Genomic DNA, 14,524 nt, shown 5'->3' with positions numbered 1-14,524 from the left:
ATCTGCGGATCGTCATCGATGATCAGGATTTTCGGTAGTGTCGCGAGTTTGGTGGAAATTCGAGGACGGCGTAATCTCCGGGTGCATCGAAGCCACCCAACCGGCGGCTGGAACCGCCAAGGAGATCACGCCATGACAAAGAATACAGCAACATCGACATCCGCGCTACTGGCCAATGAAGCAGGCTATGACCCGATTGAAGACCGGCTGCGCCAGAACATCCGCGCGACGATCGAGGCGGTTTTCGAAGAGGAGCTGGAGCAGTTTCTGGGCCGTTGCCGGTATGGCCGCAGCGGCGGGGCAAAGGCCGGATACCGCCACGGGCATCGCGAGCGGCAACTGGTCGGAACATTTGGAACCGAAACGGTGCGCGTGCCGCGTGCGCGGATCACAGGCGAGGCCGGCAAGGCCAGAGAATGGCGCTCGAAGGCATTGCCCCGCTACCAGCGGCTGACGAAGAAGGCCGAGGCGCTGATCGCTGCTGTCTACCTTTCGGGCACCAACACACGGCGGGTAAAACGCGCCCTGTTCGGCCTGTTTCAGGGGGCGGTCAGCAAGGATGTGGTGAGCCGCGCCTGGCGCAAGGTGAAGGTGGACTGGCAGGCGTGGTGCGCCCGCAGCCTTGCGGATGAAGACATCGTGCGGCTGATCCTGGACGGCACCGTGATCAAAACGCGGATTGACAGGAAGGCCACCAATATCTCGGTTCTGGCCGCGATTGGCGTGCGCCGGGATGGGCAGAAGGTCTTGTTATCACTGATGAACATGGGCGGCGAAAGCACCTCCGCCTGGCGTCAGTTCATCAACGATCTGGATGCGCGCGGGTTGAAACGGCCCGAATTTGTCATCGTGGACGGGGCACCGGGACTTGAGGTCGCTCTCATTGCCCTCTGGGGTGAAGATCTGCCGATCCAGAGGTGCACGGTGCACAAGCACCGCAACCTTCTGGCCAAGGCACCCAAGCGTATGCATGATGAGTTGACAGAAGATTACCGCGACATGATCTACGCCAAAACACCCGAGGAAATCGCCACCCGCCGCAAGGCATTTCTGCGAAAATGGCGGCTGAAATGCAAGGCCGTCGCTGACAGCTTGGAAGAAGCAGGAGATAAGCTTTTCACCTTCACGCGTCTGCCACAAGGCCAGTGGAAATCGGCCAGAACGACAAATGCGATCGAACGCCTGAACGAGGAATTCCGCCGCCGCATCAAGACCCAGACCGTGCTGCCATGCGCCGAGACCGTGCCGATGCTGCTTTGGGCTCTGATGGCCTCGGGGCAGATCGTCATGCGAAAGGTCGATGGCTGGGAAACGCTCGCTCAGCCCGTCGCCGACGCAACCCTTGACCAAGCCGCCTGACCGGCGCATAACTCAACCCGCTCGGAGGTGCCTGAAATCAATTTCCACCACTTTCGAGACACAACCGGATTTTCTTGCTCATAGCTTGTTTTCCATTGCGGTATCCGCTGCAAGGTAACGCCGAACACGCCACTTGCGAAACCCCCATTCGCGCCAGTTGTCGATTTCGGGATATGCAGGCATTTTCCATGCTGCACATACGGGTTGTCCGGTTTGCTGTTGATAATCCGCAATCGCGGGCATCGCCATTGACCCAAGATCGCAAATATAATCGCCATCCAGCCGCACCGGCGCACGGTCGCCGCCCTGCACCGCGTATATTTCCGGCTCTCGCGACAGGTTGAAACGCGCGATCATATCGGCAAAATTCACAAAGCTGCACAGGTACAGCACAACCACCAACAGCCCCGCCATACGCACCAGCATCCAGCCATTGCCAGCCCCGCGCAGCACCTGCCAGCCGATCAGCGCCAGACCGGCCGCCACCATCCCCATCCAGATAAACGCCGCCACCCGCAGGTAAGTCAGGCCATAAGCCTCGACATAAAGGTCCAGCCGCAATACCGCACCCGCCATCAGGGCCACATTCTGACCCAGCCACAGCAGCAAAAGCGCACGCACCCCGCGCCGATCCTGCACATAGGGGCGCGACACCATCGCAAACAGCCCCGCCAAAAGCGCCGTCAGCACCAGTGGATAGGCCCCGCGGTGGGCAAAGGCGGCAGGGGAAACGCCACTGGGCAATTCCGCATGGCCCCACAGGTAAACCGCATCCAGCCCGGTTTGCAGCGCGAACATCAGGTTGAACAGCACCAGCGAATTCACCACCGATTGCGGGTTGAACAAGGCCGGAATGGACAGCCGCGACGTGACGGGCAAGGGAAAAGGCACCCGCATCCTCTGGCGCATCTTGTGAAGTACCAGAAACGGCCAGACCAATGCGGCAATCAACCCCCAGAACAGCAAACGGCCCTCATCGACCCCAAAATCAGGAATACGGAGAAGCAGATTTTCAAACACCGGATTGCCTGCTGCAAACAGCGACAGAAACACCGCACCCGCCACCATGGGCAACCCCCACGCCCGCAGCAGGCCGCGCATATCCTGCCCCCGCACCAAGGCTTGCCCGCCGGCACCGGCATCGCGCAATACCTGCACCGGTGCCAACAGCCAGAACCGCGCACCTGCCTGCAACAGGTCGGCCATCCGCCCCTGCCCGTTCAATGCCACCCAAATCGCAAACCCTGTCAGGCTGCCTATATAGAACAGCACCGACAGCCCCTGCATATAATCCAGAACCGGCAACAGCCCCACGCCGAATACCAGCGCCGCCAGCGTGTCACGCCTTCGCCAATCACGCCGCCCTGCAGCCAGCCAGAGCGCCGCAGCCAAGGCCACCCCGAACAGCACCAGCGAAACACCAACGCCATAGCCCCAGAACAACCAGTCCGCCAACAGGATCAGCGCCAGCAACAACACCAGCCGCACCGGCGCTCGGCGCACTGTTTCCAATCCCCCCTGGGGTTTGTCCACTGGCGGCACCTCAGGGGCCTCGCCGCTCATCCACCACGCGTCCATCCGCACCGACGCGGGTACACCGCGCATCAAATATCCTCGCATCTTCACTGCTCCTTGCACTGTCCCGCCGCGCCTGTTGGCGACTTGTAAAACAGTCCTAAACAGTAAATGTTCAGAGCATGATGAGGTAGTGTCGCGAGTTTGGTGGAAATTCGAGGACGGCGTAATCTCCGGGTGCATCGAAGCCACCCAACCGGCGGCTGGAACCGCCAAGGAGATCACGCCATGACAAAGAATACAGCAACATCGACATCCGCGCTACTGGCCAATGAAGCAGGCTATGACCCGATTGAAGACCGGCTGCGCCAGAACATCCGCGCGACGATCGAGGCGGTTTTCGAAGAGGAGCTGGAGCAGTTTCTGGGCCGTTGCCGGTATGGCCGCAGCGGCGGGGCAAAGGCCGGATACCGCCACGGGCATCGCGAGCGGCAACTGGTCGGAACATTTGGAACCGAAACGGTGCGCGTGCCGCGTGCGCGGATCACAGGCGAGGCCGGCAAGGCTAGAGAATGGCGCTCGAAGGCATTGCCCCGCTACCAGCGGCTGACGAAGAAGGCCGAGGCGCTGATCGCTGCTGTCTACCTTTCGGGCACCAACACACGGCGGGTAAAACGCGCCCTGTTCGGCCTGTTTCAGGGGGCGGTCAGCAAGGATGTGGTGAGCCGCGCCTGGCGCAAGGTGAAGGTGGACTGGCAGGCGTGGTGCGCCCGCAGCCTTGCGGATGAAGACATCGTGCGGCTGATCCTGGACGGCACCGTGATCAAAACGCGGATTGACAGGAAGGCCACCAATATCTCGGTTCTGGCCGCGATTGGCGTGCGCCGGGATGGGCAGAAGGTCTTGTTATCACTGATGAACATGGGCGGCGAAAGCACCTCCGCCTGGCGTCAGTTCATCAACGATCTGGATGCGCGCGGGTTGAAACGGCCCGAATTTGTCATCGTGGACGGGGCACCGGGACTTGAGGTCGCTCTCATTGCCCTCTGGGGTGAAGATCTGCCGATCCAGAGGTGCACGGTGCACAAGCACCGCAACCTTCTGGCCAAGGCACCCAAGCGTATGCATGATGAGTTGACAGAAGATTACCGCGACATGATCTACGCCAAAACACCCGAGGAAATCGCCACCCGCCGCAAGGCATTTCTGCGAAAATGGCGGCTGAAATGCAAGGCCGTCGCTGACAGCTTGGAAGAAGCAGGAGATAAGCTTTTCACCTTCACGCGTCTGCCACAAGGCCAGTGGAAATCGGCCAGAACGACAAATGCGATCGAACGCCTGAACGAGGAATTCCGCCGCCGCATCAAGACCCAGACCGTGCTGCCATGCGCCGAGACCGTGCCGATGCTGCTTTGGGCTCTGATGGCCTCGGGGCAGATCGTCATGCGAAAGGTCGATGGCTGGGAAACGCTCGCTCAGCCCGTCGCCGACGCAACCCTTGACCAAGCCGCCTGACCGGCGCATAACTCAACCCGCTCGGAGGTGCCTGAAATCAATTTCCACCACTTTCGAGACACAACCGCATGATGCCCGTTTCAGCAGATTTTGTGCAGATCGCTCATGCCCTTCTTCTTTTCCTGAATACCTGCGCCGCAGGCATCCGGCGATGAAGTTTTCAGGTGAACTTGCGGAAAAAACGCGTGCGGTCGAACATTTCTTCCAGCGCTTCCATACGCGGGCGGGTTTCGCCCCATGACCGTTCCTGCACCTCGGCGATCAGGGTTTCCAGCAGCACCATCGGCGCCACCAGTGAATCCCATGCCGACGGCACCACAATCCGGCTGGACAATACATGCCCTGCATATTTCGCCACGGGTGATCGCCACTGATCCGTAAACAGGATGATTTGCGCTCCTTTTTCCCGCGCCATTTCAGCCAGCTTCAATGTAGAATTTTCGTACCTGCGGATGTCGAATATAACGATGACATCGCCCTCTTTGATGTCCAGCAAGTAATGTGGCCAGGCATTGGAAATCGACTGGATATGCGTCACATTCGGGCGGATCACCTGCATATGCAGAAAGAAATAATCCGCCAAGGACCGTGTAATCCGCCCACCGACCACATAAATCGCCCGCGCCGGATCGGCCAGCAAGGCACAGCTTTGATCAAAACAAACCGTATCCATCTGCGCCAGGGTCTGGCGGATGTTACTGTTCACCGCCTCGGCAAACCGGTTCAGGATATGGCCTTCGGGGGCGTGTTCGGCCCATGTATCGAACTTGGCAATCGGGCCGGTGATTTTGGCTTCCAGCTCGTGGCGCAATGCCGCCTGAAATTCGGGAAAGCCCTTGTATCCCAGCTTCTGCACCATCCGGGCCACCGTTGGGGTCGACACCTGCGCGCCCGCCGCAACCGTTGTAATCGTGCCCAGACCGGACACCGGATAATTTTCAAGAATCGAATCCGCCAACTGCCGCTCGGCGCGGGTCAGCCGTTCAAAGGCCGATTGCAGCCGGTCGGCCACGGTGCCACTTGGATCAGTCACTCGATATCCTTTTTGTCAATATACCAACAGAGCGTGCCAACGTGAAGAATACTTTTCAGGAATTATATTGACACAAGGGGGACTTGTGAAGAATTGTCTTGGTTATTGGAACACAAACGACTCGAGGGGGAATATGGGGCGTTTGATCGACGAAAACGATCTGGAGGGCACACCCGCTGCCGTAGTGCACAATGCCGAAGGCAATGGGCAGGTGTTGCTTGTGTGCGAGCATGCCGCAAACCGGATTCCGACCGCGCTGGATAATTTGGGACTGGACGAGGCCACCCGCCTTAACCATATCGCATGGGATCCCGGTGCGCTGGCCGTTGCGCAGGAAATCAGCCATATTCTGGACGCCCGCCTTGTGGCCAGCACCGTTTCGCGTCTGGTTTACGATTGCAACCGCCCCCCCGAAGCGCCCGGCGCGATGCCAAAGCATAGCGAGGTTTTCGACATCCCGGGCAACCGGAACCTGAGCAACGCCGAAAAAGCCGCGCGGGTCGCCACGGTGTACGAGCCGTTCCGCACCCTGCTGGCCGATACGATCGCCACGTCCCCCAAACCGCCGGTGATGGTGACCATCCACAGCTTTACCCCTGTTTATCTGGGCGAACAACGCGATGTGGAAATCGGCATCCTGCATGACAGTGACACACGGCTGGCCGATGCCATGCTGGACCTTGCGCCAAAGCACACAGAATTGAACGCCCGACGCAATGATCCCTATGGACCTGACGATGGCGTTACCCATACGCTGAAACTTCATGCCCTGCCAAACGGGCTGATGAATGTGATGATCGAGGTGCGTAATGACTTAATTGCGACGGCGGACCAGCAACAGGCCATCGCCAAAATGCTGGCCGAACTCATCACTGGCGCCCTTGCCCAGTCCCAAGTCGAACAGGAAACCCAATGCCGCGCATAGCCATAAAATATGTCCGCTGGATCGATGCGTTTAACTACCGTCTTGGCCGATTCATCATGTATGGCATCTTTGCCATGGTTGCGATCCTGCTGTGGTCATCCGTTTCAAAATCACTATTTGATCCATCCAAATGGACACTGGAAGTCGCACAGTTTTCGCTGGTCGCCTATTACATGCTGGGTGGCCCTTATTCACTGCAATTGCGTGCCAACGTGCGGATGGACCTGTTTTACGGGGCCTGGACTAGACCGACTCAGGCCAAGACCGATGTCATCACCGTACTGTTTTTGATCTTCTATCTGATCGTCTTGCTATACGGAGCACTGGACAGTACTGCTTATTCGCTGGGCTATTTCGGCGGTAATTTCTTTCAATTCTACTGGGATATGATTTCCGGCGTGGCCAGTGACATCGTGCATTTCCGTTTCGGAGCCATCCCCGAGACCGTCAAGGGCATGACCGGCCATCTGGAACAGGGGCCGACCGCCTGGCACCCCTATTTGTGGCCAATCAAAGTGATTTCCTGCATCGGCATTTTCTTGATGCTGTTGCAAACCATTTCCGAACTGATCAAGGACATCGCAACCATCCGCGGTGTCGACCTTCGCGCCGATGAACCAACGGCCCATCTGCATGTAGAGGAAGACTGATGTCCCACGAAATGATTGCAATCTTCATGTTTGCCAGCATGATGTTAATGTTGCTGACCGGCCAACGGGTATTCGGAGCCATCGGCGGTGTTGCGGCTTTGGCGGCACTGTCGTTGTGGGGCACAGGCGGGTCAGACCTTCCGTTTACTGCTACAATGAAGCTGATGAAATGGTATCCGTTACTGACCCTGCCGATGTTTATTTTCATGGGCTATGTGCTGTCGGAATCCAAAATTGCCGACGATCTGTATAAAATGTTCCATGTCTGGATGGGGCCGGTATCAGGGGGGCTTGCGATTGGCACAATCGGGCTGATGGTGCTGATTTCGGCCATGAACGGTCTGTCTGTCGCAGGGATGGCAATCGGGTCCACTATTGCCCTGCCCGAATTGTTAAAACGCGGCTATGACAAAAAGATGGTGACGGGGGTCATCCAGGCCGGTAGTTCGCTGGGTATTCTGGTGCCGCCTTCGGTGGTGCTGGTGCTGTATGCGATGATTGCGCGCCAACCCGTGGGGCAATTGTGGCTGGCGGGTATCCTGCCGGGCCTGATGATGGCAGGGATGTTCATCCTCTATATCTATATGCGTTGCAAAGTAAATCCGGCACTTGGCCCGACGCTCGATCCGGAGGAACGCAAACAATACAACAAGGATGCCCCCTTGCGGATCAATTACACCGGCTGGATTATCGGCGCGGGCATCGTGGCGCTGTTCCTGTCGATCCGTAACGGGTATATCGTGCTGCCGAAAACCACCTTTGCCTCGCTTTCTTTTCTGGCGATTGTGATTGGCGGCGCGTGGCTGCTTTATACCTTCCGCAAGTCCTATAGCCGCTATTTCGAAATCCATATGGCCGAGAAATACCACTTGTTGCTGGCCGGTCTGCTGCCGCTGATCATCTTCTTTTCAATGATGGTGCCTTTCGTGAACGGCTGGACCTCACTAACCGAAAGCTCTGCCGTGGGGGCGATGGTCGCCTTTATGGCAGCGGTTTTAAAAGGGCGCATGAACCGCGAGGTATTCGAGGTCTCCGTTCGTCAGACACTGGCGATTTCCTGCATGTTTATGTGGATCATTCTGGCCGCGATGGCCTTTGGCGCGGTATTTGACGGGCTGGGCGCGGTGCATGCGATTGACCAGCTGTTCACCGAAAAGATGGGGCTAAGCCCCTGGACCATCCTGATCCTGATGCAGCTTAGCTTTTTGATCATGGGCACCTTTCTGGACGATACAGCTATGCTGGTGATTGTGGCCCCGCTTTATATCCCGCTGGTGCGTCATTTGGGGTTCGATCTGATCTGGTACGGGGTGCTTTATACCATCACCACCCAGATCGCCTATATGACCCCGCCGTTTGGCTATAACCTGTTTTTGATGCGGGCGATGGCGCCTAAGGAAATCACCATGCGCGACATTTACGGATCAATCTGGCCGTTTGTGTTTGTAATGGTGCTGGCCCTTGCCGTGATTATGCTGGTCCCGAATATTGCGCTGTGGCTACCGCATCTGGTCTATAAGAATTAACAAGAACTCCGAACAGGAGCACAAAAACGGGCGATCCGCTCTGATAAATTAATAACCAACAACCAGGAGAAAATATTATGACAACAAGACGCAAGTTTTTAACCACTGCAAGTGTTGGCGCTGCCGCTGCCCTTGCCGCCCCTGCCGTTAAGGCCGGTGGCCCGAAAATCAAATGGCGCCTGCAAACCTATGCCGGCCCTGCGCTGGCTGAACAGGTCATCGTGCCGATGGTGAATAAATTCAACGCCATTGCCGGTGATGAAATGCAGATCGAATTGTTCACCGCTGATCAGTTGGTGCCAACAGGCGAATTGTTCCGCGCCATGCAAAAAGGCACGATCGACGCGGTGCAGTCGGATGATGACTCGATGGCGTCGCCCACCGAAGTTACAGCCTTTGGCGGTTATTTCCCGTTTGCATCCCGCTATTCGCTGGATGTGCCGGTGCTGTTCAACCAGTACGGTTTGGATGAAATCTGGAAAGAACAATACGCAGCTGTTGGTGTGAAGCACATTTCCGCGGGCAGCTGGGATCCGGCCAACTTTGCCACCCAGAAACCGATCAACAGCCTTGAGGATCTGAAAGGTCTGAAGATCTTTACCTTCCCCACCGCTGGCCGCTTCCTTGAGCAGTTCGGCGTGGTTCCGGTAACTATCCCGTGGGAAGACGCGGAAGTCGCCCTGCAAACCGGCGAGCTGGACGGTCTGGCATGGTCCGGCATCACTGAGGATTACACTTCGGGCTGGGCAGATGTGACCAACTACTTCCTGACCAACAACATTTCCGGCGCATGGATCGGCCACTTCTTCTCGAACATGGATCGCTGGAATGAACTGCCGGACAACCTGAAAACGCTGATGCAGGTCTGCATGAACGACAGCCATTATCACCGTCAGTGGTGGTATTGGGGTGGAGAAGCCAGCCTGCGCGTCAATGGCACAAAGCTGAAGCTGACAACAATCCCGGATGAAGAATGGGGCATTGTTGAAGCCAAAGCACAGGAATTCTGGGATCAGATCGCCTCGGAATCCGAACTGAAGGCCAAAATTGTCGGCATTATCCGCCAATACAACGACAATATGATCAAAGCCGGACGCCCGTACCGCTACGGCTGATCTTGACAAAACAAACCCTTGGGTGCCCTGTCACGGGGCACCCGACCCAGACGAAAAGCGAGTCTTACCATGACAGCCCCCCTTACCTTTGATGCATTAAAAAAACAGGTTGCCGATGGCAGTATTGATACGGTTCTGACAGTGATGGTCGATATGCAGGGCCGCCTTATGGGCAAACGCATGGTGGCGCAATATTTCGTCGATGGCGCATGGGAAGAAACCCATTGCTGCAACTACCTGCTGGCCACCGACCTGGAAATGGCCACGCCGGATGGATACGCCAGCACCAGCTGGGAAAGCGGCTATGGCGATTATGTCATGAAGCCTGATCTGGATACGCTTCGCCCCGTCCCGTGGCTGGAAGGCACCGCAATGGTGCTGTGCGATGTTCTGGATCACCACGGAAATGACGTCAGCCATTCCCCCCGCGCGGTGCTGAAAAAGCAACTGGCGCGGCTGGCCGATATGGGCATGGATGCAATGATGGCGACCGAACTGGAGTTTTTCCTGTTCGAGAAATCCTTGGACGAAATCCGCGCTGATGGCTTTCAGGACCTGCAACCGATCAGCGCCTATAATGAGGATTACCACATCCTGCAAACCACCAAGGAAGAGCACATCATGCGCCCGATCCGCAATCATCTGATTGCCGCTGGTGTTCCCGTGGAAGGCTCCAAAGGAGAAGCCGAGGCGGGACAGGAAGAGTTGGACATCAAATACGGTGCCCCGCTGGATTGCGCCGATCACCACACAATTGCAAAACACGCAATCAAGGAAATTGCTTGGGGAGCGGGCCACGCCGTAACGTTCCTGCCCAAATGGCACCACGAAAAGGTCGGTTCGTCATCCCACGTTCATCAATCCCTGTGGAAAGACGGCACATCGCTGTTTTATGACGCGGACAAACCGCACGGCATGTCCGACCTGATGCGCAGCTATATCGCGGGGATGATCAAATATGCCCCCGACTACACCTATTTTCTGGCCCCCTATATCAACAGCTATAAACGCTTCCAGAAGGGAACATTCGCCCCCACCGGCACCGCCTGGTCAGTTGACAACCGCACCGCCGGTTTCCGCCTGTGCGGCGAAGGCACCAAGGCCGTGCGGGTAGAATGCCGCATTGGCGGCTCGGATATGAACCCCTATCTGGCAATGGCGGCCCAACTGGCTGCCGGCCTGAAAGGCGTCGAAGAAAATTTGGAACTGGGCGCACCCCTGTCCGGTGATGCCTATGCCGCCAAGAATGTTGACCACATCCCCGCCAACCTGCGCGATGCAGGCGAAGCATTGAAGGCCTCGAAAATGTTGCGCGAAGCCTTTGGCGATGATGTGGTTGACCACTACACACGCGCTGCTACATGGGAGCAGGAAGAATTTGACAAAGTTGTCACCGACTATGAAATCGCCCGTGGATTTGAAAGAGCCTGAACCATGACACAAACACTGAAATGTATCTCGCCGATCGATGGATCGGTTTTTGTCGAACGCCCGCTGCTGACAATGGAGCAGGCCAACGACGCCGTCGCCCGCGCCAAGGCCGCGCAAAAGGAATGGGCCGCACGCCCGTTACAGGACCGCATTGATCTGGTGATGGCCGGTGTTGCCAAAGTCGGGGAAATGAACGATGTGATCGTGCCTGAACTGGCGAAACAGATGGGCCGCCCCGTGCGCTATGGCGGTGAATTCTCCGGTTTTAACGAACGCGCAAGTTACATGGCCTCGATCGCCAAAGAGGCCCTCGCGCCGCTGAATGTCGAGGAAACCGACGATTTCAAGCGCTACATCGCGCGGGAACCTTACGGTCTGGTGCTGGTGGTTGCGCCCTGGAATTACCCCTTCATGACCGCGATCAACACCGTGGCCCCCGCCCTGATTTCCGGCAACGCTGTACTGCTGAAACATGCTAGCCAGACCCCGCTTGTGGGTGAACGCATGGCCGAGGCCTTCCATGCCGCAGGCATCCCCGAAGATGTGTTCCAGAACGTGTTTCTGGGCCATGATACCACGTCGGACCTGATTGCCGGCAAGAATTTCGGCTTTGTCAATTTCACCGGTTCTGTCGGAGGTGGCATCGCAATGGAAAAAGCCGCCGCGGGCACCTTTACCGGCATCGGTCTGGAACTGGGCGGCAAGGATCCGGGCTATGTGATGGAAGACGCCAATCTGGACGCGGCCGTGGCCACGCTGATTGACGGCGCGATGTTCAACTCCGGCCAGTGCTGCTGCGGGATCGAGCGGATTTATGTGGTCGAGAGCCTGTTTGACGATTTTGTCAAAAAAGCGGTCGAGATCGTTAACGGTTACAAGCTCGGCGATCCGCTGGATCCGGAAACCACCCTTGGCCCGATGGCACATGTGCGTTTCGCGCAAGAAGTACGCGACCAGACCGCCGAGGCCATTGCCGTCGGTGCCAAACCGCTGATCGATCCAGCCAATTTCCCCGAAGATAACGGTGGCGCCTATCTGATGCCACAGATTCTGGTGAATGTGGATCATTCCATGCGGGTGATGCGCGACGAAAGTTTCGGCCCTGTGGTCGGCATCATGCCGGTCAAGGACGACGCCGAAGCGATCGCCCTGATGAACGACAGCGAATTCGGTCTGACGGCATCGCTGTGGACCAACGATGTTGATCGCGCCGAGGCCATCGGCCACCAACTGGAAACCGGCACCGTGTTCATGAACCGCGCCGATTATGTCGACCCGGGCCTGTGCTGGACCGGCTGCAAAAATACCGGACGTGGCGGTGGTCTGTCGGTGATCGGCTACCACAACCTGACACGCCCCAAATCCTATCATCTGAAGAAGGCCCTTTGATATGAAACTGACTGGAAACTGGTCCTACCCCACCAACATCCGTTTCGGCGCTGGCCGGATTGCCGAAATCGCCGATGCCTGCCAGCAGGCCGGAATCGGCAACCCGCTGCTGGTCACCGACAAGGGGCTGGCGTCGCTGGACATCACCACCTACACGCTGGATTTGCTAGAGGCCGCAGGCCTTGGCCGCGCCATGTTCTCGGGTGTGGATGCAAATCCGACCGAAAAGAACCTTGATGAAGGCATCATCGCCTTTCGTTCGGGCGGCCATGATGGCGTGATCGCCTTTGGTGGTGGCTCGGCATTGGATCTGGGCAAAATGATCGCCTTTCAGGCCGGTCAGACCCGCCCGATCTGGGATTTCGAGGATGTCGGCGACTGGTGGACCCGCGCCAACCCCGACGTAATCGCGCCGATCATCGCTGTGCCGACGACGGCGGGCACCGGTTCGGAAGTGGGTCGTGCTGCGGTGATCACCGACAGCGTGACGCATGTGAAAAAGATCATCTTTCACCCCAAAGTGCTGCCGACCATTGTGATTTGTGATGCTGAACTGACCGTTGGCATGCCGCAATTCTTTACCGCCGGCACCGGGCTTGATGCCTTTGCCCATTGTGTCGAGGCCTACTCAAGCCCGCATTACCACCCGATGTCGCAAGGCATCGCGCTGGAAGGCATGCGCCTGGTCAAAGAATACCTGCCCCGCGCCTATGCCGATGGCACCGATATCGAGGCCCGCGCCAACATGATGTCCGCCGCCGCGATGGGGGCGACTGCGTTCCAAAAAGGACTGGGCGCCATTCACGCGCTTAGCCATCCGATTGGTGCGGTTTACAACACCCACCACGGCACCACCAACGCGGTTTGCATGCCCGAGGTTCTGAAGATGAACGCACCGGTGATTGCGGACCGCTTTGACGCAGCCGCGGCTTATCTGGGTATTGAAGGCGGCTTTAGCGGTTTTCAGGACTTTGTGCAGGAATTCAACGACTCGTTCAAAATCCCGCACAAGCTGTCGGAAATGGGCGTTGGCAATGATCGCATTGACGAGCTGACCGAAATGGCGCTGAAAGACCCCAGCACCGGCGGCAACCCTGTGAAGATGACCTTCGAGAACACCAAGGCGCTGTTTGAGGCGATTATCTAGATCAGCGCGCGGCCCCGGACCTGATCCGGGACCTGTTGCAATAAATAACAAGAGGCCCCGCATCACATGCGGGGCCTCGTCGCTTCGACCCTAAAATTCCTCGAAATCCGGTTTCGGCTTGCGGATGAACGCGGGCACCGAATGGAATGACAGCTTTTCAATCTCCAGCCCCTTGTCCGCCACCAGATCGTCAATCGCCTCGGTCGCGCCCACAACAGATGTGTAGTCATCAATCACGATCAACCCGCCGGGCACCACGCGGTCATACAACGCCTCAAGTGCGAATTCCGTAGGCTCCTTCACGTTCAGATCCAGATGCAACAACGCAATGCGACAGGCCGGATTTTTCTGCACAAAATGCGGCAAGGTATCGGTAACGTTCCCTTCCAGCAGTTCGATGTTTTCAAACCCCTTGCGGCGAAACACATCCTCGATCTGTGCCTTGCTCAGCGCCCGCCCCGCACGTGCCGCGAACCCTTCGATAAAATCCAGATCAACGTCCAGTTCCACCCCTTTGGTGGGAAATTCGTCAAAGGTATCAAAGCCGACAATCCGGCGGGAATAGCTGTTTTCCAGCAACTGCCGGAACGTCGCCCAGCGCACCATTGATGCCCCTTTGAACACACCCATTTCCACCACATCGCCGGGCAGGTTCAGGATCATCTGGTATAGTTCGTAATGGGCCAGAAATTTATTGATTCTGGAGGGGTGGGTGAACCAGAAATACCCATTTTCCCAATCCCATGACCGATCACTTGTCAGCCCGTCAATTTCCATCATGCCCATTGCTGCACCCGTTATTCCAACATATTTCGCAAAGCGACCGCATCGCTTTGGAGTCTTTGGTATAAATGACCCAAAACCATGAACGGGCGGTTAAGTTGAATGGAATAATCGCAAGACACAGGACCGGCATCCT

The 14,524-nt window shown here is 57.3% G+C and carries 12 protein-coding genes; 9 read left to right on the top strand and 3 right to left on the bottom strand.

Annotation, left to right across the window (positions count from 1 at the left end; all coding sequences use genetic code 11):
• The first annotated feature begins 132 nt into the window (after positions 1–132).
• Positions 133–1,359 (top strand): IS256 family transposase, encoded by a 1,227-nt coding sequence (locus ACQY4M_RS13045; RefSeq protein WP_428539582.1) that lies wholly within the window; start codon positions 133–135, stop codon positions 1,357–1,359.
• A gap of 78 nt (positions 1,360–1,437) precedes the next feature.
• Here the strand turns inward: ACQY4M_RS13045 and ACQY4M_RS13040 are convergent, their stop codons facing one another.
• Positions 1,438–2,979 (bottom strand): DUF4153 domain-containing protein, encoded by a 1,542-nt coding sequence (locus ACQY4M_RS13040; protein WP_428545619.1) that lies wholly within the window; start codon positions 2,977–2,979, stop codon positions 1,438–1,440.
• A 183-nt stretch (positions 2,980–3,162) separates the two neighbouring features.
• On the opposite strand from ACQY4M_RS13040, the gene ACQY4M_RS13035 reads away from it, so the two are divergent.
• Entirely contained in the window at positions 3,163–4,389 is a 1,227-nt protein-coding gene (locus tag ACQY4M_RS13035; protein ID WP_428539582.1) for an IS256 family transposase, read from the top strand.
• A 160-nt stretch (positions 4,390–4,549) separates the two neighbouring features.
• Here ACQY4M_RS13035 and ACQY4M_RS13030 read toward each other — a convergent pair whose 3' ends face one another.
• The gene (locus ACQY4M_RS13030; RefSeq protein WP_428544800.1) at positions 4,550–5,422 is read right to left on the bottom strand and encodes a MurR/RpiR family transcriptional regulator; all 873 of its coding nucleotides are present in this window, start codon (positions 5,420–5,422) and stop codon (positions 4,550–4,552) included.
• Positions 5,423–5,555: 133 nt separating this feature from the next.
• Between ACQY4M_RS13030 and ACQY4M_RS13025 the strand changes: the two genes are divergently transcribed.
• The 7 genes from ACQY4M_RS13025 to ACQY4M_RS12995 all read left to right on the top strand — a co-directional run bounded on the left by ACQY4M_RS13025 (position 5,556) and on the right by ACQY4M_RS12995 (position 13,605).
• Complete coding sequence (locus tag ACQY4M_RS13025) at positions 5,556–6,347, top strand: N-formylglutamate amidohydrolase (protein ID WP_428544797.1); 792 nt, start codon at positions 5,556–5,558, stop codon at positions 6,345–6,347.
• Positions 6,335–6,997, top strand: a complete 663-nt coding sequence (locus tag ACQY4M_RS13020; protein ID WP_428544794.1) for a TRAP transporter small permease subunit — start codon at positions 6,335–6,337, stop codon at positions 6,995–6,997. Before ACQY4M_RS13025 ends, ACQY4M_RS13020 begins: the two co-directional genes overlap by 13 nt.
• Complete coding sequence (locus ACQY4M_RS13015; protein WP_428544791.1) at positions 6,997–8,523, top strand: TRAP transporter large permease; 1,527 nt, start codon at positions 6,997–6,999, stop codon at positions 8,521–8,523. The genes ACQY4M_RS13020 and ACQY4M_RS13015 overlap by 1 nt, the downstream gene beginning before the upstream one ends.
• Before the next feature lie 77 nt (positions 8,524–8,600).
• Complete coding sequence (locus tag ACQY4M_RS13010; protein WP_428544788.1) at positions 8,601–9,638, top strand: TRAP transporter substrate-binding protein; 1,038 nt, start codon at positions 8,601–8,603, stop codon at positions 9,636–9,638.
• A 69-nt stretch (positions 9,639–9,707) separates the two neighbouring features.
• Positions 9,708–11,069, top strand: coding sequence for a glutamine synthetase family protein (locus tag ACQY4M_RS13005; protein WP_428544785.1), 1,362 nt, complete (start codon positions 9,708–9,710; stop codon positions 11,067–11,069).
• 3 nt (positions 11,070–11,072) lie between these two features.
• Complete coding sequence (locus ACQY4M_RS13000; protein ID WP_428544782.1) at positions 11,073–12,458, top strand: aldehyde dehydrogenase family protein; 1,386 nt, start codon at positions 11,073–11,075, stop codon at positions 12,456–12,458.
• A gap of 1 nt (position 12,459) precedes the next feature.
• Positions 12,460–13,605, top strand: a complete 1,146-nt coding sequence (locus ACQY4M_RS12995) for an iron-containing alcohol dehydrogenase (RefSeq protein WP_428544779.1) — start codon at positions 12,460–12,462, stop codon at positions 13,603–13,605.
• A gap of 90 nt (positions 13,606–13,695) precedes the next feature.
• Here ACQY4M_RS12995 and ACQY4M_RS12990 read toward each other — a convergent pair whose 3' ends face one another.
• Entirely contained in the window at positions 13,696–14,391 is a 696-nt protein-coding gene (locus ACQY4M_RS12990) for a TylF/MycF/NovP-related O-methyltransferase (protein WP_428544776.1), read from the bottom strand.
• Positions 14,392–14,524: the final 133 nt, after the last annotated feature.

The organism is Profundibacter sp. (assembly GCF_965277155.1).
GTDB lineage: Bacteria > Pseudomonadota > Alphaproteobacteria > Rhodobacterales > Rhodobacteraceae > Profundibacter.
The sequence above is the reverse complement of the archived record's forward strand: the minus strand, read 5'-3'. Positions and strand labels throughout refer to the sequence as shown.

Bases quoted from the DNA above. Each gene is read 5' to 3' on its own strand.
- ACQY4M_RS13045 (WP_428539582.1), top strand. From the start codon at position 133: ATGACAAAGAATACAGCAACATCGACATCCGCGCTACTGGCCAATGAA.
- ACQY4M_RS13040 (WP_428545619.1), bottom strand. From the start codon at position 2,979: ATGCGAGGATATTTGATGCGCGGTGTACCCGCGTCGGTGCGGATGGAC.
- ACQY4M_RS13035 (WP_428539582.1), top strand. From the start codon at position 3,163: ATGACAAAGAATACAGCAACATCGACATCCGCGCTACTGGCCAATGAA.
- ACQY4M_RS13025 (WP_428544797.1), top strand. From the start codon at position 5,556: ATGGGGCGTTTGATCGACGAAAACGATCTGGAGGGCACACCCGCTGCC.
- ACQY4M_RS13020 (WP_428544794.1), top strand. From the start codon at position 6,335: ATGCCGCGCATAGCCATAAAATATGTCCGCTGGATCGATGCGTTTAAC.
- ACQY4M_RS13015 (WP_428544791.1), top strand. From the start codon at position 6,997: ATGTCCCACGAAATGATTGCAATCTTCATGTTTGCCAGCATGATGTTA.
- ACQY4M_RS13010 (WP_428544788.1), top strand. From the start codon at position 8,601: ATGACAACAAGACGCAAGTTTTTAACCACTGCAAGTGTTGGCGCTGCC.
- ACQY4M_RS13005 (WP_428544785.1), top strand. From the start codon at position 9,708: ATGACAGCCCCCCTTACCTTTGATGCATTAAAAAAACAGGTTGCCGAT.
- ACQY4M_RS13000 (WP_428544782.1), top strand. From the start codon at position 11,073: ATGACACAAACACTGAAATGTATCTCGCCGATCGATGGATCGGTTTTT.
- ACQY4M_RS12995 (WP_428544779.1), top strand. From the start codon at position 12,460: ATGAAACTGACTGGAAACTGGTCCTACCCCACCAACATCCGTTTCGGC.
- ACQY4M_RS12990 (WP_428544776.1), bottom strand. From the start codon at position 14,391: ATGGGCATGATGGAAATTGACGGGCTGACAAGTGATCGGTCATGGGAT.